This is a genomic window from Bacillus sp. 275, assembly GCF_001999205.1.
Taxonomy (GTDB): domain Bacteria; phylum Bacillota; class Bacilli; order Bacillales; family Bacillaceae; genus Bacillus; species Bacillus velezensis.
Map to the genome: position 1 here is coordinate 3230364 of NZ_CP019626.1, position 20507 is coordinate 3250870.

Annotated in this window: 21 protein-coding genes and 1 other annotated feature; of the genes, 19 read left to right on the top strand and 2 right to left on the bottom strand. The window is 48.1% G+C overall.

Annotated elements, in window-relative coordinates:
* The first annotated feature begins 12 nt into the window (after positions 1–12).
* Complete coding sequence (thrS, locus tag BZ167_RS15920) at positions 13–1944, top strand: threonine--tRNA ligase (RefSeq protein WP_015417978.1); 1932 nt, start codon at positions 13–15, stop codon at positions 1942–1944.
* A gap of 53 nt (positions 1945–1997) precedes the next feature.
* Here the strand turns inward: thrS and BZ167_RS15925 are convergent, their stop codons facing one another.
* Positions 1998–2792, bottom strand: coding sequence for an HAD family hydrolase (locus BZ167_RS15925; protein ID WP_015240354.1), 795 nt, complete (start codon positions 2790–2792; stop codon positions 1998–2000).
* A 186-nt stretch (positions 2793–2978) separates the two neighbouring features.
* Here BZ167_RS15925 and BZ167_RS15930 point away from each other — a divergent pair, with 186 nt between their 5' ends.
* From BZ167_RS15930 to BZ167_RS15965, 8 genes are all read left to right on the top strand, one after another.
* Positions 2979–4760, top strand: coding sequence for a sensor histidine kinase (locus BZ167_RS15930; protein WP_039254256.1), 1782 nt, complete (start codon positions 2979–2981; stop codon positions 4758–4760).
* The gene (locus BZ167_RS15935) at positions 4738–5472 is read left to right on the top strand and encodes a LytR/AlgR family response regulator transcription factor (RefSeq protein WP_015417976.1); all 735 of its coding nucleotides are present in this window, start codon (positions 4738–4740) and stop codon (positions 5470–5472) included. Before BZ167_RS15930 ends, BZ167_RS15935 begins: the two co-directional genes overlap by 23 nt.
* Positions 5473–5601: 129 nt before the next feature.
* Positions 5602–6039 (top strand): antiholin-like murein hydrolase modulator LrgA, encoded by a 438-nt coding sequence (gene lrgA / locus BZ167_RS15940; protein WP_015417975.1) that lies wholly within the window; start codon positions 5602–5604, stop codon positions 6037–6039.
* Between the two features lie 12 nt (positions 6040–6051).
* Entirely contained in the window at positions 6052–6735 is a 684-nt protein-coding gene (gene lrgB, locus BZ167_RS15945) for an antiholin-like protein LrgB (protein ID WP_007408093.1), read from the top strand.
* A 182-nt stretch (positions 6736–6917) separates the two neighbouring features.
* Positions 6918–7048, top strand: a sequence feature (ribosomal protein L20 leader region).
* 58 nt (positions 7049–7106) lie between these two features.
* Positions 7107–7628: a translation initiation factor IF-3 gene (gene infC, locus BZ167_RS15950; RefSeq protein WP_071543361.1), complete on the top strand. Its 522-nt coding sequence runs from the start codon at positions 7107–7109 to the stop codon at positions 7626–7628.
* Between the two features lie 12 nt (positions 7629–7640).
* Positions 7641–7841 carry a 50S ribosomal protein L35 gene (gene rpmI, locus BZ167_RS15955; RefSeq protein WP_003152493.1) on the top strand — a complete coding sequence of 67 codons (201 nt, stop codon included), beginning with the start codon at positions 7641–7643 and terminating at the stop codon, positions 7839–7841.
* Between the two features lie 31 nt (positions 7842–7872).
* The gene (rplT, locus tag BZ167_RS15960; RefSeq protein WP_003152495.1) at positions 7873–8232 is read left to right on the top strand and encodes a 50S ribosomal protein L20; all 360 of its coding nucleotides are present in this window, start codon (positions 7873–7875) and stop codon (positions 8230–8232) included.
* Between the two features lie 57 nt (positions 8233–8289).
* Positions 8290–8556 carry a DUF1294 domain-containing protein gene (locus tag BZ167_RS15965; RefSeq protein ID WP_060674794.1) on the top strand — a complete coding sequence of 89 codons (267 nt, stop codon included), beginning with the start codon at positions 8290–8292 and terminating at the stop codon, positions 8554–8556.
* Positions 8557–8571: 15 nt separating this feature from the next.
* Here BZ167_RS15965 and BZ167_RS15970 read toward each other — a convergent pair whose 3' ends face one another.
* Positions 8572–8964, bottom strand: a complete 393-nt coding sequence (locus tag BZ167_RS15970; protein WP_007408095.1) for a hypothetical protein — start codon at positions 8962–8964, stop codon at positions 8572–8574.
* A 183-nt stretch (positions 8965–9147) separates the two neighbouring features.
* Between BZ167_RS15970 and BZ167_RS15975 the strand changes: the two genes are divergently transcribed.
* The 10 genes from BZ167_RS15975 (at position 9148) to BZ167_RS16020 (ending at position 20507) form a co-directional block, all read left to right on the top strand.
* Positions 9148–10233 carry a M42 family metallopeptidase gene (locus tag BZ167_RS15975; RefSeq protein WP_007408096.1) on the top strand — a complete coding sequence of 362 codons (1086 nt, stop codon included), beginning with the start codon at positions 9148–9150 and terminating at the stop codon, positions 10231–10233.
* A gap of 141 nt (positions 10234–10374) precedes the next feature.
* Positions 10375–11340 carry an arabinan endo-1,5-alpha-L-arabinosidase AbnA gene (locus tag BZ167_RS15980; protein WP_015417971.1) on the top strand — a complete coding sequence of 322 codons (966 nt, stop codon included), beginning with the start codon at positions 10375–10377 and terminating at the stop codon, positions 11338–11340.
* A gap of 183 nt (positions 11341–11523) precedes the next feature.
* Positions 11524–13017 carry an L-arabinose isomerase gene (araA, locus tag BZ167_RS15985; RefSeq protein WP_015240350.1) on the top strand — a complete coding sequence of 498 codons (1494 nt, stop codon included), beginning with the start codon at positions 11524–11526 and terminating at the stop codon, positions 13015–13017.
* 1 nt (position 13018) lies between these two features.
* On the top strand, positions 13019–14704 hold the full coding sequence (gene araB, locus BZ167_RS15990) for a ribulokinase (RefSeq protein WP_033574194.1): 1686 nt from the start codon (positions 13019–13021) through the stop codon (positions 14702–14704).
* Positions 14697–15386 carry an L-ribulose-5-phosphate 4-epimerase gene (araD, locus tag BZ167_RS15995; RefSeq protein WP_033574193.1) on the top strand — a complete coding sequence of 230 codons (690 nt, stop codon included), beginning with the start codon at positions 14697–14699 and terminating at the stop codon, positions 15384–15386. Before araB ends, araD begins: the two co-directional genes overlap by 8 nt.
* On the top strand, positions 15364–16170 hold the full coding sequence (locus BZ167_RS16000) for a sugar-phosphatase AraL (protein WP_370529536.1): 807 nt from the start codon (positions 15364–15366) through the stop codon (positions 16168–16170). Before araD ends, BZ167_RS16000 begins: the two co-directional genes overlap by 23 nt.
* Positions 16167–17351: a sn-glycerol-1-phosphate dehydrogenase gene (locus BZ167_RS16005; RefSeq protein ID WP_015417967.1), complete on the top strand. Its 1185-nt coding sequence runs from the start codon at positions 16167–16169 to the stop codon at positions 17349–17351. The genes BZ167_RS16000 and BZ167_RS16005 overlap by 4 nt, the downstream gene beginning before the upstream one ends.
* A 31-nt stretch (positions 17352–17382) precedes the next feature.
* Positions 17383–18678 (top strand): arabinooligosaccharides ABC transporter substrate-binding protein AraN, encoded by a 1296-nt coding sequence (locus BZ167_RS16010; RefSeq protein WP_077392137.1) that lies wholly within the window; start codon positions 17383–17385, stop codon positions 18676–18678.
* A 41-nt stretch (positions 18679–18719) separates the two neighbouring features.
* The gene (locus BZ167_RS16015; RefSeq protein WP_007408105.1) at positions 18720–19661 is read left to right on the top strand and encodes an arabinooligosaccharides ABC transporter permease AraP; all 942 of its coding nucleotides are present in this window, start codon (positions 18720–18722) and stop codon (positions 19659–19661) included.
* Positions 19662–19679: 18 nt separating this feature from the next.
* Positions 19680–20507 carry an arabinooligosaccharides ABC transporter permease AraQ gene (locus BZ167_RS16020; RefSeq protein WP_033574252.1) on the top strand — a complete coding sequence of 276 codons (828 nt, stop codon included), beginning with the start codon at positions 19680–19682 and terminating at the stop codon, positions 20505–20507.

Below are 20507 nucleotides of genomic sequence, written 5' to 3' on the forward strand. Positions count from 1 at the left end.
GGAGTGACGAAGATGTCAGATATGATCAACATCACATTTCCGGACGGAGCGGTAAAGGAATTTCCGAAAGGAACAACAACAGAAGATATCGCGGCATCCATCAGCCCGGGATTAAAGAAAAAGTCTTTAGCCGGAAAACTGAACGGACAGGAAATTGATCTAAGAACGCCGATTCAAGAGGACGGTGCCGTAGAAATCATTACAGAAGGCACAGAAGAAGGTTTGAACATCATGCGGCACAGCACGGCGCATTTATTGGCCCAGGCGATTAAACGCATTTATAAAGATGTGAAATTCGGAGTCGGCCCCGTCATTGAAAACGGGTTCTATTATGACGTTGAAATGGAACAGGCGCTGACGCCGGATGACCTTCCGAAGATTGAAAAAGAAATGAAACGGATCATCGGTGAAAATCTGCCGATCATCCGAAAAGAAGTGAGCCGTGATGAAGCAAAAGCCATGTTTGCGGAAATCGGCGATAATCTGAAGCTTGAACTGCTGGATGCGATTCCAGAAGACGAAACGGTCTCCATTTATGAGCAGGGCGAATTTTTTGACCTGTGCCGCGGCGTGCACGTGCCGTCTACAGGCAAAATTAAAGAATTTAAGCTGCTGAGCCTTGCGGGCGCATACTGGCGCGGCGACAGCAAAAACCAAATGCTTCAGCGCATTTACGGCACGGCCTTCTTTAAAAAGGATGACTTGAAAGAGCATTTGCGCATGCTTGAAGAAGCGAAAGAGCGCGACCACCGAAAACTGGGCAAAGAATTAAAATTGTTTGCCAACTCTCAAAAAGTCGGACAAGGTCTGCCGCTCTGGCTGCCGAAAGGCGCGACCATCCGCCGCGTGATCGAGCGCTACATTGTGGATAAAGAGCTGAGCCTCGGTTATGAGCACGTCTATACGCCTGTTCTCGGAAGCAAAGACCTGTACGAAACATCGGGCCATTGGGATCATTATCAGGATACGATGTTCCCGCCGATGGAAATGGACAATGAAACACTCGTGCTCCGTCCGATGAACTGTCCTCACCATATGATGATTTACAAGCAGGACATTCACAGCTACCGCGAGCTTCCGATCCGGATTGCAGAGCTGGGAACGATGCACCGATACGAAATGTCCGGGGCGCTTTCAGGTCTTCAGCGCGTACGCGGCATGACGTTAAATGACGCGCACATTTTCGTCCGCCCTGATCAGATTAAAGAAGAATTCATCCGCACGGTCCGTTTGATTCAAGACGTATACGAAGACTTCGGCCTGAATGATTACACATTCCGCCTGTCTTACCGCGATCCTGAAGACACGGAAAAATATTTTGATGATGATGAGATGTGGAACAAAGCGCAATCCATGCTGAAGGCGGCAATGGATGAGATGGGGCACGACTATTATGAAGCGGAAGGCGAAGCGGCGTTTTACGGCCCTAAACTTGACGTGCAGGTGAAAACGGCGATCGGCAAAGAAGAGACATTGTCAACTGTACAGCTTGACTTCCTTCTTCCGGAACGCTTTGATCTCACTTACGTCGGAGAAGACGGCAAACAGCACCGCCCTGTCGTTATTCACCGCGGCGTCGTGTCAACGATGGAGCGTTTCGTTGCTTTCTTAATCGAAGAGCACAAAGGCGCCCTTCCGACATGGCTTGCGCCGGTGCAATTCCAAGTCATTCCTGTATCACCGTCCGTGCATCTTGACTATGCGAAAAAAGTGCAGGAGCGCCTGCAGCGCGAAGGCCTGCGTGTCGAGCTTGACAGCCGGGACGAAAAAATCGGCTATAAAATCCGTGAAGCGCAAATGCAAAAAATCCCGTACATGCTTGTGGTCGGTGACCAAGAAGCGGAAAACGGCGCGGTAAACGTCCGGAAATACGGCGAGCAGAAATCAGAAACCGTCTCATTGGACGATTTTGTGAAAAAGGCTGTAGCCGAAGCGAAAAAATAACCGGAAATACAAAAACCCCGTTCATTCAGAATGGGGTTTTTTTGCGTATAACATTATCTTTCTTTTTGTTTCTCTATAATCGCAAACAGCTCGTGAAGATCGCTGATCACGTAATCAGGCGCAATGTCCGTATCATTTTTCTTTTGCGTCCGGTTTACCCAGACTGTCGTAATGCCTGCCCGTTTCGCTCCCAATATATCAGTATTGAGGTTATCTCCGACCATAATGGCGTCTTCTTTTTTCAGGTTCAGGAGGCCGAGGCAATGTTCGAATATGGAGGCGTCGGGTTTCCCTTTTCCGAAAGCGCCTGAGATGACGATTTCATTAAAATAAGGCGCGAGCTCAGGAACGCCGGCGAGTTTTTCTTTCTGCAGGCTGGGATCGCCGTTTGTCAGCAGAAGCAATTCATAAACACCTTTCAGCTTATCAAGCACCGCAAACGTTTCATCATACACGTACGGACGCTGTCTGCGTTCCGCCGCGAAAAACTCCGCCAAATATTCGCCGTAAGCCGCATCGTCTATACCGACGCTTTTTAAGCCGTTCGTCCAGGCGTTTCGTCTGTATTCCGGGGCAATCCGATTCAGCTGTTTAAATCCTTCGCTGACCGGCTCGGAAAAATTCGCCCACAATCCTTCAAATGGATTAATGCCGATCATGACCGTATAAGGATAGGTTTCGTATGACATATACAATTCCCGTGCCGCTTTCCGAACCGCATCTTCAAATGTATGCGGGTCAAGGCCATATTTTTTTTCCGCTTGTAAACATGTTTCCCTGAATGTTGTTCTGACGCTTTTTTCATCCCATAACAGTGTATCGTCCAAATCAAAAAATACGGCTTTCATGATCTTCTCCTCTTTGTTATATTCTGAAACTCTCTGCCGCAAGGCTCCCGTTTATTCTACAATAGATATATAGACTGTGAAAGATTTGTTTTCAGATGATTTGAAAAAAACAGGCAGGTTTGTGTCAGATTCTGTCTCAGGCTCAAAAACGTGATAAAATAAAATTTGAAAGAACAGGTGAAAAGTATGCTGCATTTGATCATCATGATGCTGGAAAGAGTCGGAATTATCGTCATATTGGGATTTGTTCTGGCTCATACCAGATTGTTCAGACAGGCGCTCCAGCAGCCTGAGAGCTATAAAGGCAAAGCGGTGCTGATTTCAATTTTCTCGCTGTTCAGTATCATCAGCAACTATACGGGAATAGAAATTCAGCGGAATACAATCATGAATAATGACTGGGTGTTTCAAATTAATCCGTCCGGTTCAATTGCCAATACAAGAATTATGGGCGTTGAAATCGGCGGACTCTTAGGCGGCCCGTATGTGGGGATCGGCGTCGGCATACTGGCCGGCCTGCATCGTTTATCACTCGGCGGCGCGACCGCAGTCAGCTGTGCCGTCTCATCCGTTTTAGCGGGCATTTTGTCCGGCTGGATCGGACGGTATTTCAGAAAACGCTATGCGATGCCGACACCGCGGGTGGCCGCGCTTGTCGGACTCGGAATGGAATCGCTGCAAATGCTGCTCATCCTCTTGATGGCCAAGCCGTTTTCTGATGCTTGGACGCTTGTGAGCATCATCGGCATCCCGATGATATTGGTAAACGGGTCAGGGACTTTTATTTTTCTTTCGATCATTCAGTCGATTATCCGGAAGGAAGAACGGGCGAGAGCCCTTGAAACCCACAGGGTGCTGATGATTGCCGACCAGACGCTTCCGTTTTTCCGCCAGGGGCTGAATGAAAGCTCATGCAAAAGCGTCGCCGCCATCATTCACAGTCAAACAGGAACGGACGCGGTATCGCTTACGGATAACGAAAAGATTTTGGCGCACGTCGGCGCGGGTGCCGACCATCATATTCCGTCTGAAAGCCTGATCACCGGATTGTCAAAACGCGTCATTAAAACGGGTCATATTATGAAAGCGACATCAAAGGAAGAAATTGAATGCACGCACGATCCCTGTCCGCTGCATGCGGCGATCGTATTGCCGCTGACGTCAAACGGCAAAACGATCGGGACGTTGAAGATGTACTTTAAAAGCCCGTCAGGTTTAAGCCGGGTTGAAGAAGAGCTTGCAGAAGGACTCGCCATGCTGTTTTCCACTCAGCTTGAACTCGGCGAGGCGGAACTGCAGAGCAAATTGCTGAAAGACGCAGAAATAAAGGCGCTTCAGGCCCAGGTCAATCCGCATTTTCTGTTTAATGCGATCAATACGATTTCTGCTCTTTGCCGTACGGATGTGGAAAAAACCCGAAAGCTTCTGCTGCAGCTCAGCGTCTATTTCCGTTCCAATCTGCAGGGGGCAAGGCAGCTGCTCATCCCGCTTTCTAAAGAACTGAACCATCTGCAGGCATATTTATCATTGGAGCAGGCCCGTTTTCCCGGGAAATATAAAATCAGCCTTGAAATCGAACACGGTTTGGAGGACATCGAAATTCCTCCTTTTGTGCTGCAGATCCTCGTCGAAAATGCGCTCCGCCATGCATTTTCAAGAAAGCAGGACAGCTGTGCCGTCAATGTCAGCGTGGTATCCGCCGGTCAATCGGTTTTAATGCGGGTTGGAGATAACGGGCGGGGAATTGATCCGGAATTGCTGTCCGTGCTCGGAAACCGTCCGCTGCCGTCTAAAGAAGGGACGGGAACCGCGCTTTACAATTTAAATCAGCGGCTGATCGGGCTGTTCGGCCCCAAAGCAGCTCTGCGATTGGAAAGTGAGGCCGGCAAAGGTACGGACGTATCATTTGAGCTGCCTTTGAAACTGATGACTAAAGGAGAAGAACATGCTGAAGGTGTTAATCGTTGATGATGAAATGCTGGCAAGAGATGAATTAGCTTATTTGCTGAAACGGACGAATGAAGTAAGTGACATAAACGAAGCTGAAAATATTGAATCCGCTTTTGACAGTATGATGGATCAAAAACCGGATCTGCTGTTTTTGGACGTTGATTTGTCAGGAGAAAACGGATTTGACATTGCCAAACGGCTGAAAAACATGAAAAATCCGCCGGCCGTCGTTTTTGCGACGGCGTATGACCAATTTGCTTTAAAAGCCTTTGAAGTCGACGCGCTCGATTATTTAACGAAGCCTTTTGATGAAGAAAGAGTGCGCCAGACGATCAGAAAGTTTAAAAGAGTGAAGCGGGACAGGGCAGGAGCCGTCTCAGAGCAGCCGTCCGCAGCCGGAGCGCATAAACTGGCTGTATCAGCCGGTGAATCAATTGTCATTTTAGATACGAAGGACATTATTTACGCCGGCATGGAGGACGGACACGTTTCCGTCAAAACGTTTGCCGCGTCTTATTCCGTTCATGAAACTTTGGCGGTCATTGAGAAAAAACTGCCTGATACGGGTTTCTTGAGAGTGCACCGCGCGTTCATCGTGAATACGGAGCATATTACGGAAATTCATCCGTGGTTTAATTCGACGTACAATCTTATCTTAAAAGACGGCTCTAAAATTCCCGTCAGCCGTACATACGCCAAGGACTTAAAAAAGCTGCTTCATATTATATGAGGCGGCTTTTGCATTTCAGCAGCCGTTTTTTGCATTTCAGAATGAATATTCAGCCGTTTGTTATGAAAGCGCTTCAAAAGGCGATTCCTCTTTTATAATGGACCTAACAAAGAGAAAGAGGTGAAGAAAATGAGTGCGAAAAAAGTGTACGGATTTCTGACACAAGCATTTATTTTTGCCGTAATTATGCTCATATCTAATGGGATTGCAGCGATTGTCCCCATTCCTATACCCGCTTCCGTAGTAGGTTTGGTGTTATTATTTGTCCTCTTATGCCTGAAAGTGATTAAGCTTGAACAAGTAGAAACGCTGGGAACATCATTAACGTCACTGATCGGATTTTTATTTGTCCCGTCGGGCATCTCCGTGATGAATTCACTTGGCGTCATGCAGCAGTACGGCGTGCAGATCGCACTCGTCATCTTACTCGCTACCATCATTCTGTTAGGGGCGACGGGCCTTTTTTCTCAGCTGATCTTGTCTGTCAGCCAAAAACGTCAGAAGGCAGCCCCTGAAAAACAAACGGTGCGCCGTTCCAATCATGAAAAAGAACTTGTGCAGCATTAGGAGGGAAATCGGATGAGTCCATATTTCGGTATTGTCGTTTCACTTGCGGCCTTTGGCATCGGCACGTATTTATTTAAAAAAACGAGAGGCTTTTTCCTCTTCACCCCGCTGTTTGTCGCGATGGTGCTTGGAATCCTTTTTCTGAAGCTCGGCGGTTTTTCATATGAAGATTATAAAAGCGGGGGAGACATTATTAAATTCTTCCTGGAGCCCGCGACGATCGCTTTTGCCATCCCTTTATACAAACAGCGTGACAAACTGAAAAAATACTGGTGGCAGATCATGTCTTCTATCATTGTCGGCTCTATCTGCTCAGTTACGATTGTCTATTTGATCGCAAAAGGCATTCATCTTGACGCGGCCGTTATGAAAAGCATGCTTCCGCAGGCGGCGACAACGGCAATTGCCCTTCCGCTGTCAAAAGGAATCGGCGGCATCACCGACATCACCGCTTTCGCCGTTATTTTCAACGCCGTTATCGTCTATGCTCTGGGCGCTCTATTCTTAAAACTGTTTAAAGTAAAGCACCCGATCTCTAAAGGACTGGCTCTCGGCACATCCGGACACGCACTCGGTGTTGCGGTCGGTATTGAGATGGGAGAAGTAGAAGCGGCAATGGCAAGTATCGCGGTTGTCGTCGTAGGAGTGGTGACGGTGCTGGTCATTCCGGTATTCGTTCAGCTCATCGGAGGATAAACCCGGGTCATAGACCCGGGTTTTTTTATTGTGTTGGCACGTCCGCGTGCGGCAAAGAACGAAATTTCACATTTTTCCTTGCGCTCGCCCCGGCATCGTGTTAAAATGAAAAAGTTGATCCGGAGAAGTCATTCTTGACTAATGATCCGGTATTGTGTAGAATAGTTATTGAATTGAATATAAATCACAAGCAGAGGCACCCGCTTCTCACCTGATTGACACATTCATGTAGTTGGCAGGTTGACCGTACATTTTTATTTATGCAGATGTTCGTAGTGTGGGTGTGTTGTCATGCCCGCACTTTTTGTTTGCCTGCAGAATGCAGTCAACAAGCGTTGTGAATCAATTCGAAGAAACTATGGAGGTGGCTCATTATTAGCAAAGATCAATTGGTTAATGAGGGTATCCGTGCACGTGAAGTTCGTCTGATCGGACAAAATGGCGATCAGCTCGGCATCAAGTCCCGTCAGGAAGCACTTGAAATCGCCGGCCGCGCAAATCTTGACCTTGTGTTAGTTGCAGCAAATGCAAAACCGCCTGTCTGCCGCATCATGGACTACGGTAAGTTCAGATTCGAGCAGCAGAAAAAGGACAAAGAAGCACGCAAAAATCAAAAAATCATTAACTTAAAAGAAGTTAGATTAAGTCCGACGATCGATGAGCATGACTTTAACACGAAATTGCGCAATGCGATTAAATTCCTTGAAAAAGGCGATAAAGTGAAAGCTTCTATCCGCTTTAAAGGGCGCGCAATCACTCATAAAGAAATCGGCCAGCGCGTATTGGACCGTTTCTCTGAAGCATGTGCGGAAGTTGCGACAGTCGAAACAAAACCAAAAATGGACGGCCGCAGCATGTTCTTAATGCTCGCGCCGAAAAACGAAAAGCAATAAGGAGGAAATCCCATGCCAAAAATGAAAACTCACCGCGGATCTGCTAAACGTTTTAAAAAGACAGGTTCTGGGAAGTTAAAACGTTCTCATGCATACACAAGTCACTTATTCGCCAACAAATCCCAAAAGCAAAAGCGTAAGCTTCGCAAGGGTGCTATTGTGAGCGCAGGAGACTTCAAACGCATCAAACAACAGCTTGCCAACATCAAGTAATCGGACAAGGAACAATTAGGAGGGAAATCTAATGCCAAGAGTAAAAGGCGGAACTGTTACACGTAAGCGTCGTAAAAAGGTTCTTAAATTAGCAAAAGGTTATTTCGGTTCAAAACATACATTATACAAAGTAGCAAACCAGCAGGTCATGAAATCAGGAAACTATGCATTCCGTGACCGCCGTCAGAAAAAACGTGATTTCCGTAAGCTTTGGATCACTCGTATCAACGCTGCTGCACGTATGAACGGTCTTTCTTACAGCCGTTTAATGCACGGTCTTAAGCTTTCAGGCATCGAAGTAAACCGCAAAATGCTTGCTGATCTTGCTGTAAACGATCTTACTGCTTTCAATCAGCTTGCTGATGCTGCTAAAGCTCAGTTAGACAAGTAAGTTGAAAAAGCCGCTCTCTTTCCGGGAGCGGTTTTTTTACGTAAAGGGTGACAATCAATGGCTCTCTTCATTTACGCCGTATTGATAAACGGATACGGCTTTTGGATCATGGGCACTGATAAAAGAAGAGCAAAGGCGCACAGGTGGAGAATATCAGAGAAACGAATATGGCTCACAGCCGCCATGTTCGGCTCACTCGGCGTATGGATCGGCATGCGCACCTTCAGGCATAAGACGAAACACAAATCCTTTTTATACGGGGTGCCGCTGCTTTTTCTCACTGAAGCCGTCCTTGTGCTGATGTATTTGATGTATAAAACATAAAAAAAGCAGGAGAGCTTATCGCTCGCCTGCTTTTTTCGCTTTTTTGATGGGCTGGTCCCAATCAATCTTGCAATTCGGGTACCGCTCCAATACCTTTTTTTCGACTTCTTCAAAATCACCTGCAGAAAAGCGGTTCAGCTTTTCCGGATTTTCGGTCCATACAAAAATCGTATGAATAAACAGCGGATGATCTTTGGAAGGGATATGCTTTTCTCCTTCAAAGAGCACTCCTTTATAAGTAAGCTGGAGATTTTTTCGCGTGTTTTTCTGTTCGTCAATAAAATAAAAATTCTCTTTTGATTGCGCCAGTCTGAGCCTTCTTTTCGGGTTTGCGTAAAATTTGACGCCCATGTAAATAAAATAAATAAGAAGTGCAAGCAAGACAATCCTCAATACTGTAATGGCCATATGTGTGAAGGCACCTCCTCACCTTTGTCATGATCTGATGTAATACGAAAAACAAAACAAAAGGTTTCATTTTTTTAAAAGAAATAGATAAAAACATTTACCCGTTTTTCAGGCGAATTAATCGTATGCTTCAGCATTGGTTTTGTATAATAAGAAGGGTAGTGAAAAAAAGGAGGTTTATTGATGACAAAATTAGATGAAACGCTCACCATGCTGAAAGCGTTAACGGATGCAAAAGGGATACCGGGAAATGAGAGAGAAGTAAGACAAGTGATGAAATCATACATAGAACCATTTGCCGATGATGTCACAACAGACCGGCTGGGAAGCTTAATCGCCAAAAAAACCGGCAAAGAAAACGGTCCGAAAATCATGATCTCAGGGCATTTAGACGAAGTCGGTTTTATGGTGACGCAAATCACTGACAAAGGCTTTCTCCGCTTTCAAACCGTCGGCGGCTGGTGGTCTCAGGTCATGCTGGCCCAGCGCGTCACCGTCGTGACAAAAAAAGGGGACATCACGGGGATCATCGGTTCGAAACCGCCTCACATTCTGCCTCCTGACGCCAGAAAAAAAGCCGCCGATATTAAAGAGATGTTCATCGATATCGGGGCGTCCAGCCGTGAAGAAGCAATGGAATGGGGCGTTCTTCCGGGTGACCAGATTGTGCCGTATTTTGAATTTACAGTGATGAACAATGAAAAGCATTTATTGGCGAAAGCATGGGACAACCGTATCGGCTGCGCGATTGCCATCGATGTATTAAAAAATCTGAAAAACAGCGATCATCCGAATGAAGTATACGGGGTCGGAACGGTTCAGGAAGAAGTCGGGCTGCGCGGGGCGAAAACAGCGGCACATACGATCCAGCCTGATATCGCGTTCGGTGTGGATGTCGGAATTGCCGGAGATACACCGGGAATTTCTGAAAAAGAGGCGCAAAGCAAAATCGGCGAAGGGCCGCAAATTATTCTGTATGACGCGTCAATGGTATCTCACAAAGGGTTGCGCGACCTTGTCGTGAACACGGCGGAAGAAGCGGGAATTCCGTATCAATTCGATTCCATTGCCGGAGGGGGCACGGATTCAGGTTCCATTCATTTAACCGCAAACGGAGTGCCGGCGCTGTCCATTACGATTGCGACGCGCTACATTCACACTCATGCCGCTATTTTGCATCGGGATGATTATGAGAATACGGTGAAATTGATCACAGAAGTGATTAAAAAATTAGACCGGGAAACGGTTGACCGTATTACTTATCAATAAAGATACGGAAGAATCTGCTTTTTTAAGCAGATTCTTTTTTTTGTCTGTACAAATATGAGCCCTGCGTCTACAATAAGAGAAGACATAGAAAAATCTGACAACATGTTTTTGGAAGCGCTTTAAAAAAGGGAGGGTTTACAAATGAAAAACAGATTCAGACGCATGATCCGCTTTTCATGCGCAGCCGTTACAGCCGGTCTGCTGCTGATGTCTTCATCTCCGGCATCTGCCGCGTTTTGGGGGGCATCAAATGAATTGCTTCACGATCCGACAATGGCGAAGGAAGGAAACACGTGGTACGCTTTCGGAACCGGTTTGGAAGGGGAGAGGGGGCTTCGCGTCTTAAAGGCGGGCAGCGGCGGCATATGGACCGTTCAGAAATCAATCTTTACTTCCCCGCTGTCATGGTGGGGCAATTATGTGCCGAATTACGGGCTGAATCAATGGGCCCCCGATGTTCAATATTTTAACGGAAAGTATTGGCTGTATTATGCCGTTTCTTCATTCGGCAAAAATACCTCCGCGATCGGTCTTGCATCATCTGCAAGCCTCAGTTCGGGAAACTGGAAGGACGAAGGGCTCGTCATCCGTTCAACAAGCGCCGATAACTACAATGCAATTGATCCGGAGCTGACAATTGATAAAGATGGAAACCCTTGGCTTGCCTTCGGTTCTTTTTGGAGCGGCATTAAGCTGACAAAGCTTGATAAAAATACAATGAAACCGACGGGATCACTTTATTCCATCGCTGCCAGACCGAATAACGGCGGAGCTTTGGAAGCGCCGGCCATCACCTACCAGAACGGCTACTATTACTTAATGGTGTCGTTTGATAAATGCTGTTCAGGCGTGAATAGTACGTACAAAATCGCTTATGGAAGATCCAAAAGCATCACCGGCCCATATCTCGATAAAAGCGGGAAAAGCATGTCAGAAGGCGGAGGGACGATTCTTGACTCCGGCAATGACCGCTGGAAAGGCCCGGGCGGTCAAGACATTGTGAACGGGAATATTTTAGTGCGTCATGCGTATGATGCCGAAAACAGCGGAATTCCGAAGATGCTCATCAATGATATCGATTGGAGTTCAGGCTGGCCTTCCTATTAATTGATCAGCCGGGCATGTGTGTCCGGCTTTTTTACTTGCAATAAAAGATTGACAGTTTGATTCCTCCTTAACTATAATAAAATTGTTCGTACAAATAAAAGGATAAAAGTTTTGTTGTTTATATTCGTACGTATATTTTTTAAAAATGCAAGCGCTTTATTTTGATGGGAAGGGGAAATGAATGTGCTTCAGAACAAAGAATATGAATTTTGGTTTGTAACGGGAAGCCAGCACTTATACGGAGAGGAAACGCTGCAGCTTGTCGATAAACACGCAAAGGGAATATGTGACGGCCTCAGCGGGGTGTCATCAAGATACAAGATCAGGCATAAACCGGTTGTCACGTCATCTGAAACGATCAGAGAGGTTTTGCGGGAAGCGCAGTATCAAGAAAACTGTGCCGGGGTCGTGACATGGATGCATACATTTTCCCCTGCGAAAATGTGGATTGAAGGTCTTTCCGCTTTTCAAAAGCCGATGCTTCATCTTCATACCCAGTATCATCGCGACATCCCGTGGGAAACGATTGATATGGACTTTATGAACAGCAACCAATCCGCTCACGGAGACCGGGAATACGGATATATCCAGTCAAGAATGGGGCAGACGAGAAAAGTCATCGCAGGCTATTGGGATGATGAGGAAGTCAAACATGACATTTCGCAATGGATGAACACTGCTGCCGCCTGGAATGAAAGCAGGAATATTAAAGTAGCCCGGTTCGGCGACAATATGCGGAATGTAGCGGTTACTGACGGAGACAAAGTCGGCGCCCACATCCAATTCGGCTGGCAGGTTGACGGGTACGGAATCGGCGATCTTACCGAGGTGATGAACAACGTCACCGACGCAGAAATTGAGGCGCTTTATGAGGAATACGACAAATTGTATGTCATCAGCGGCGAAACAAAACGGGATGAAGCAAAAGTTGCTTCCATTAAAGAACAGGCGAAAATTGAACTCGGATTAACGGCCTTTCTCGAACGGGGCGGATATACAGCGTTTTCGACCTCCTTTGAAGTTTTGCACGGAATGAAGCAGCTTCCGGGTCTTGCCGTTCAGCGTCTCATGGAAAAAGGGTACGGATTTGCCGGCGAAGGCGATTGGAAAACGGCTGCCCTTGTGCGAATGATGAAAATAATGGCGGACGGAGAACAAACCTCCTTCATGGAAGATTATACGTACCATTTTGAACCGGGGCGTGCGATGATTCTCGGATCACATATGCTTGAAGTATGTCCGACGATCGCCCTTGATCAGCCGAAAATCGAAGTCCATCCTCTCTCAATCGGAGGGAAGGAAGATCCGGCCCGGTTGGTCTTTAACGGAATCGGCGGCTCAGCCATCATCGCCAGCATCATTGATATCGGCGGGCGATTCCGTCTCATTCTGAATGAAGCGGAAGGCAGGGAGATTGATCATGATATGCCGAATCTTCCTGTGGCGCGGGTGCTATGGAAGCCGGAGCCATCGCTGAAAACAGCTGCGGAAGCATGGATTTTGGCGGGAGGCGCCCATCATACTTGTATGTCCTTCCGGCTTACGGCTGAACAGATGCTTGACTGGGCTGAGATGGCAGGCATAGAAAGCATCTTTATTTCCCGCAATACCGAAATACATGAGCTGAAAAAAGAGCTGAAATGGAATGACGTATTATACCGGCTGGGAGGGAATTGATATGGCGTATACGATTGGTGTTGATTTCGGCACATTGTCCGGCCGGGCGGTGCTTGTCAATGTCCGCACGGGCGAAGAAATCGCGTCTGCGGTAAAAGAATACACTCATGCCGTCATCGACCGCACGCTGCCGAAGACGGGTGAAAAACTCCCTCGGGACTGGGCGCTTCAGCATCCTGCCGATTATATCGAAGTTCTGGAAACAGCGATTCCGAACCTGCTTCAAGAGGCGGGCACTGATCCAAAAGACGTGATCGGCATAGGAATTGATTTTACCGCCTGCACGATTTTGCCGATAGACGTCGCGGGGCAGCCGCTTTGTATGCTGCCGGAATTTGAACGGGAGCCCCACAGTTATGTGAAGCTGTGGAAGCATCATGCGGCTCAAAAACATGCAGACCGTTTGAACACGGTTGCCGAAGACACAAAAGAAACATTCCTTAAAAGATACGGCGGTAAAATTTCTTCTGAATGGATGATCCCGAAAATCATGCAAATCGCGGAAGAAGCGCCGCATATATACAAGGCGGCAGATCGGATTGTGGAAGCGGCAGACTGGATCGTCTATCAATTGTGCGGTTCATTGAAGCGAAGCAACTGCACGGCCGGCTACAAAGCAATCTGGAATGAGGAGACGGGGTATCCGCCGGATCATTTTTTCGAAAGGCTCAACCCGTTAATGAAAACGATTACAAAGGATAAATTAAGCGGCACCATTTATTCAGTCGGGGAAAAGGCAGGAGGTTTGACCGAAAAAATGGCGGAGCTGACCGGGCTTCTGCCGGGGACGGCCGTTGCCGTCGCCAATGTCGACGCCCACGTGTCAGTGCCCGCGGTCGGTATTACAGAGCCGGGGAAAATGCTGATGATTATGGGAACGTCTACCTGCCATGTGCTGCTCGGCGAGGAAGAACATATCGTCCCCGGTATGTGCGGGGTCGTCAATAACGGCATCTTGCCCGGATATGCGGGATATGAAGCGGGGCAGTCCTGTGTCGGCGACCACTTTGAATGGTTCGTCAAAACGTGCGTTCCGAGAGACTATGAGAAGGAAGCTGAGGATAAACAAATAGACATCCACGAGCTGCTCAGCAAAAAAGCAGCTGAACTTGTTCCGGGGGATAGCGGCCTTCTCGCGCTTGACTGGTGGAACGGAAACCGGTCAACCTTGGTGGACGCCGATTTGACGGGCATGATGCTCGGCATGACGCTGCACACGAAGCCGGAAGAAATCTACAGGGCATTGATTGAAGCGACGGCGTTCGGAACGAGGATGATTATCGAAACGTTTCGGGAAAACGGCGTTCCGGTCGAGGAGCTTTACGCAGCCGGAGGAATCGCCGAGAAAAATCCATTTATCATGCAAATTTATGCAGACGTCACAAATATGGACATTCAATTATCCGGTTCTCCGCAGGCGCCGGCACTGGGCTCCGCGATTTTCGGAGCGCTCGCCGCGGGACGGGAAAACGGGGGATACTCCAATATTGCTGAAGCATGTGCGCATATGGGGAAATTAAAAGACGGCTTTTATGCCCCGAACCGGGAAAGAGCTGAGATTTATGACAGCTTATATGCGGAATATAAAGAGCTCGTACACTACTTCGGCAAAGAAAACAATGTCATGAAACGCCTGAAAGCCATTAAAAACCGTGATTTTGCGAAAGGAGGGAGCCGCCATGCTTGAAGCGTTAAAAGAAGAAGTGCTCGCCGCCAATCTGAAGCTTGAGGAACATAACCTTGTCACGTTTACATGGGGGAATGTCAGCGGCATTGACAGAGAGAGCGGGAGAATCGTCATTAAACCGAGCGGTGTCGATTACAGTGAGCTGACCGCTGACAAACTGGTCGTCCTGAATGAGGACGGAGACATTCTCGAAGGCTCGCTGAAACCGTCTTCTGACACGCCGACCCATCTTTATCTGTATAAAGCGTTTCCGGCTATCGGCGGAATCGTTCATACGCACTCCCGCTGGGCGACGAGCTGGGCGCAGTCCGGAAGAGACATACCCGCTCTCGGAACGACTCACGCGGATTACTTTGAAAGCGCTATACGCTGCACGAGGGAAATGTATGAAGAAGAAATTGTGAAAGATTACGAATATCATACAGGCAAAGTCATAGCCGAAACCTTTCAAAACGAACCGTATGAACAAAACCCGGGTGTCCTCGTCCACAGCCACGGCCCGTTCTGCTGGGGAACGGACGCGCTGAATGCCCTGCATAACGCCGTTGTGCTCGAAACGGTAGCGGAAATGGCCTACCATTCGCTTATGCTGAACAAACAGCTCAGTCCGATCGACAGAGTGCTGCATGATAAGCATTTTTACAGAAAACACGGGGCGAATGCTTATTATGGCCAAACTTGACGCAGCCGGGTTTCTGATTGATTTAGACGGAACCGTATTCAGGGGGCGGGAGCTGATTGACGGCGCGAAAGAAGCCGTTCATACCCTTCAGTCACTGGGCAAAGCCGTTGTCTTTTTAAGTAACCGCGGCAATCTATCAAGAGCAATGTGCCGAAAGAAACTGCTGGGTGCCGGTATCCGCACGGATGAACGGAGCATCGTGCTGTCCTCCAGTGTGACGGCATCATTTTTAAAGAAGCATTATCCTTTGTCAAAGGCGTGGGTGTTAGGGGAAAAAGGGCTGACTGATGAACTCGCTTTAGCGGGTGTCGCCCTGGCGCAAAACCCGCAGGCGGCAGACTGGCTTGTCATCTCCCTGCATGAAACCGTCACCTATGAGGATCTGAATCTCGCTTTTAAGGCGGCTTCCTCCGGCGCGCGCATCATCGCCACGAACCGGGACCGCTCCTTTCCGAATGAAGACGGCCATGCCATGGACGTCGCGGGAATGATCGGGGCCATTGAAGCATCCGCCGGAGCAAAAACGGAGCTTGTCATCGGCAAACCGTCTTGGCTGATGGCTGAGGCGGCATGTGAAGCGCTCGGACTTCCCCCTGAGGAATGCGCCATTATCGGAGACAGCCTCGAATCAGATATCGCAATGGGCAGCCTGTACGGGATGAAAAGCGTATTGGTTCTGACGGGGTCGGCCAAACTTGGGGAGCCCCGTCTATATGAACCTGACATCGTCCTTGATTCTATTAAAGACCTGACAGAATTAGCGAAGGAGGGAATCCTTTTATGAAACGTTCTCCTGAGGACATTCAATCCGAGTTTGACAAGGAAGGGGCCAGCCGCTCACCGATTCAAATAGAAGATATCGTGATCGGGGCGAATGCAAAAGAAGAGCTTCTCAGATTTCTGCAAAAAAAATGCTGGAATCATCCGGTCATCGTCTGTGACCGGAACACGTACGAGGCGGCGGGGCGTCTGCTTGCGGACGAATTGAGGGCAGGCGGGATCAAAGCGTCAAAAGTCATTATTCCGGAGCATGAAGCCGGGGCCGCCGCGGCTGATGAGAGGACATTGGTCTATACGCTGATCAATCTCGCGGAAGAGACGGATGTCATCATTGCGGCCGGTACAGGAACGATTCACGACATTACGCGGTTTGCCGCCTGCCAGCGCGGATTGCCGTTTATCTCATTCCCCACCGCTCCGTCAGTCGACGGTTTTACGTCGGCGGGAGCGCCGCTCATATTAAACGGAATCAAAACGACGATTCAAACGAAAGCGCCGATCGCCTTATTTGCGGATACGAATGTATTAAAAGAAGCGCCCCGTTCAATGACAGCCGCGGGCTTCGGAGACATGCTCGGAAAAATAACATCGCTGGCAGATTGGGAGATTTCCCGCAGGCTTGCGGGTGAGCCGTACTCAGAAGCCGGGGCGAAGCTTGTGAAAGACGCGCTTTGGCAGTGCATTGATCACCGCGCTGACATTGCCATGGGAACGGAGGCCGGCATTCAGATACTGATGGAAGCGCTGATCGTTTCGGGTCTTGTCATGCTTGCGCTTGACCACTCCCGCCCCGCCTCAGGAGGAGAACATCACATCTCGCATTGGATTGAGATGGAAATGCTGAAGGCAAAACAGCCTCCGATTCTCCACGGTGCGAAGGTCGGCTGTGCGTGCGCGGTGCTGAGTGATATTTACAAAGAACTGGCTTGTCACGAAAAGCTTGCTGAACTGCCGCCGCACTTTCGCGAGGCGATTCAATCTGCATATGAAGGGCTTCCCGACGGCAAGACAATTGCCGGGTGGCTCGCATCTGCGGGAGGTCCCGCCTGTTTCGATGAGATCGGTGTAAAACAGGACCTTGTCAGCGATGCGCTTAAGCATGCGCACACACTGCGAGACCGTTATACCGGTTTAACCATCATAAATGAAAATGCAGCGCTCTTTGCACATCATTTGCATCAATAGCCGCACGGCCTAAAGTGGAAGGGGTAATGACATGAAAAAAACGACCGCTGTATGTTTGGTGCTGATGATGCTCTTCTTGTTTACCGCCGGCTGTTCACAAGAACGGACTGCCGGCCGGCCGGGAGAAACAGAGCTGACGTTTTGGACATTTAACGGTCTGCACGAACAGTTTTATCAGGAAATGGTCAAAGAATGGAATCAGAAATATCCGGATCGCAAAATCAAGCTGAATACCGTTGTTTATCCTTATGGACAAATGCATGATAATTTATCGGTTTCGCTGATCGCGGGTGAGGGGCTTCCCGATATAGCCGACGTGGAATTAAGCCGGTTCTCGAACTTTCTGAAGGGGAAGGATATCCCGCTTGCCGATCTGACGCCGCTGATTGAAAAAGACCGCGATAAGTTTGTGGAAGCGCGTCTGGCCTTATACAGCAAAAACGGAAAATTGTACGGCCTTGATACACATGTGGGGACGACCGTCATGTTTTACAACATGGATATCATGAAAAAAGCGGGCGTTGATCCCGCCTCCATTAAGACATGGGAAGATTACCGGCGGGCAGGGAAAAAAGTGCGTGAGGCCGCTGGGGAACCGATGGGAACGGTTGAAACAAACGACTCCGCCACATTCCTATCCATGATTTCGCAGCAAGGGTCAGGCTACTACAGCAAAAACGGAAAATTGATTCTGAACAGCAAGACGAATACAGACACACTGAATTATGTAAAGGACATGGTAAATGATAAAACCCTTCTGCCGGCTCCCGGCGGCGGCCATCACAGCGAAGAATACTACGGTTTTATGAATCAGGGCGGGGCAGCCTCAGTGCTGATGCCCATTTGGTACATGGGACGGTTTATCGATTATATGCCTGATTTAAAAGGCAAAATGGCGATTTACCCTATGCCGGCCTGGAAAGAAGGCGGTGACAGATCAGCGGGTTTAGGCGGAACAGCCACCGTTGTGCCGAAGCAGGCTGAACATCTGAAGCTCGCGAAAGAATTTCTCGGTTTTGCGAAAGGTTCGAAGGAAGGGAATATAAAGCTTTGGACGGTGCTCGGCTTTGACCCGCTCCGCTGGGACGTGTGGGATTCAAAAGAATTGAAGGAGAAAAACAAGTACACGGATTTCTTCCGGAACGGTACGTCAATTTTTTCCTCGCTCCTTGAAATAAAAGATGAGATCAATCCGATTTATCTGCATGAAGACTTCTCTAAAGCGGCTGATCTCGTTGTCAGACAAGTGCTGTTCGATGCGCTGAAGACGCAGGAAAAAACACCTAAGGAAGCCTTGGACGAGGCGGCAGAGCAATTAGAGAAATAGGAGAAGCCGCCCTATTTAACAGTGAAAGCGGGGGAGCTTTTATGAGACCTGTAAAGACAGAGACAGCGCAAACCGTTTCTGCAGTCCGGAAGAAGCCGCGCCGGCGCAATGTGCTGTATTCAAAAAAAGCGGCGCCTTATCTGTTTACGGCGCCATTTATCATTTCGTTTCTCGTTTTCTTTTTGTATCCGATTATCAGCGTGTTTATCATGAGCTTTCAGCGGATACTGCCGGGAGAAATTACATTTGTCGGGTTTTCCAATTATACCGCTCTTCTTAATCCAACCTTTTATACGGCATTATTTAACACATTGGAATATACCTTCTGGACGCTGATCGTGCTGATTCCGGTACCGCTTCTTTTGGCGGTGATTCTGAATTCGAAGCTCGTCAGGTTCAGAAATGTGTTTAAATCGGCTCTGTTTGTACCGGCTTTAACATCGACGATCGTAGCGGGGATTATTTTCCGTCTGATGTTCGGAGAAATGAATACGTCGCTTGCAAACGAGCTGATGATGAAGCTTGGCGCATCACCCCAAAACTGGCTCAACAACAAAGGCACCGGCATGTTTTTAATGGTGCTGCTTGCGTCATGGAGGTGGATGGGGATTAACATTCTTTACTTTCTGGCGGGATTGCAAAACGTTCCGAAAGAATTGTATGAAGCGGCTGAAATTGACGGGGCGAGTACGTGGAAAAAGTTCCGGCATATTACCCTTCCATTTTTAAAGCCGGTGTCCGTTTATGTGTTAACGATCAGTATTATCGGCGGTTTCAGAATGTTTGAGGAAAGCTATGTGCTTTGGCAGAATAATTCCCCGGGCAATATCGGCCTCACGCTTGTCGGTTATTTATATCAGCAGGGGCTTGCATACAACGAAATGGGCTACGGGGCCGCAATCGGAATTGTCCTTTTGCTTGTCATCTTACTAGTCAGTCTTGTTTCACTGAAACTGTCCGGTTCGTTTAAAGGGGAGGGATAAGCGTTGCGTAACAATCACATGTTTTCCGTGTACAGAGTCGCGTTTACCTTGTTTTTTATCATGCTGAGCCTGTTGTATATCTTTCCGATGATCTGCCTATTGCTCGGTTCTTTAAAGCCGTCATCTGAGCTGATGCGTATCGGGCTGAATCTGCGTCTTGATCCGGATGTGATGAGCCTTGATAACTACACCTATTTGTTCAACGGGGGGAGCATTTATTTCAAATGGTTTTTTAACAGCCTGCTGCTCGGCGCTCTCACCACGGTTCTCACGCTGTTTTTTTCCTCTTTGATCGGCTACGGACTCGGTGTCTACGAATTTAAAGGCAGAAATATTATTTTCGTTCTTGTGCTGATCATTATGATGGTGCCTCTTGAAGTGATGATGCTTCCGTTGTTCAAATTGACGGTGGGTCTTCATTTGATCGATTCTTATACTGGAGTGATTCTGCCGTTTATTGTGTCGCCTGTCGCCGTGTTCTTTTTCCGGCAATATGCGCTCGGACTTCCGAAGGATCTGCTTGATTCAGCGAGAATGGACGGCTGCACCGAATTCGGCATTTTTTTCAGAATTATGGCGCCGCTCATGAAACCGGCATTCGGGGCAATGATCATTCTTCAATCTTTAAACAGCTGGAATAACTTTTTATGGCCGCTGATCGTGCTTCGGTCGAAAGAAATGTTTACGCTTCCAATCGGACTTTCAGGCCTGCTGAGTCCGTACGGCAACAACTATGACATGCTGATTTCCGGGTCCGTTTTTGCGATACTTCCGGTGATCATCATATTCTTGTTTTTCCAAAAATACTTCATTTCCGGACTCACAGTAGGCGGAGTGAAGGGATAG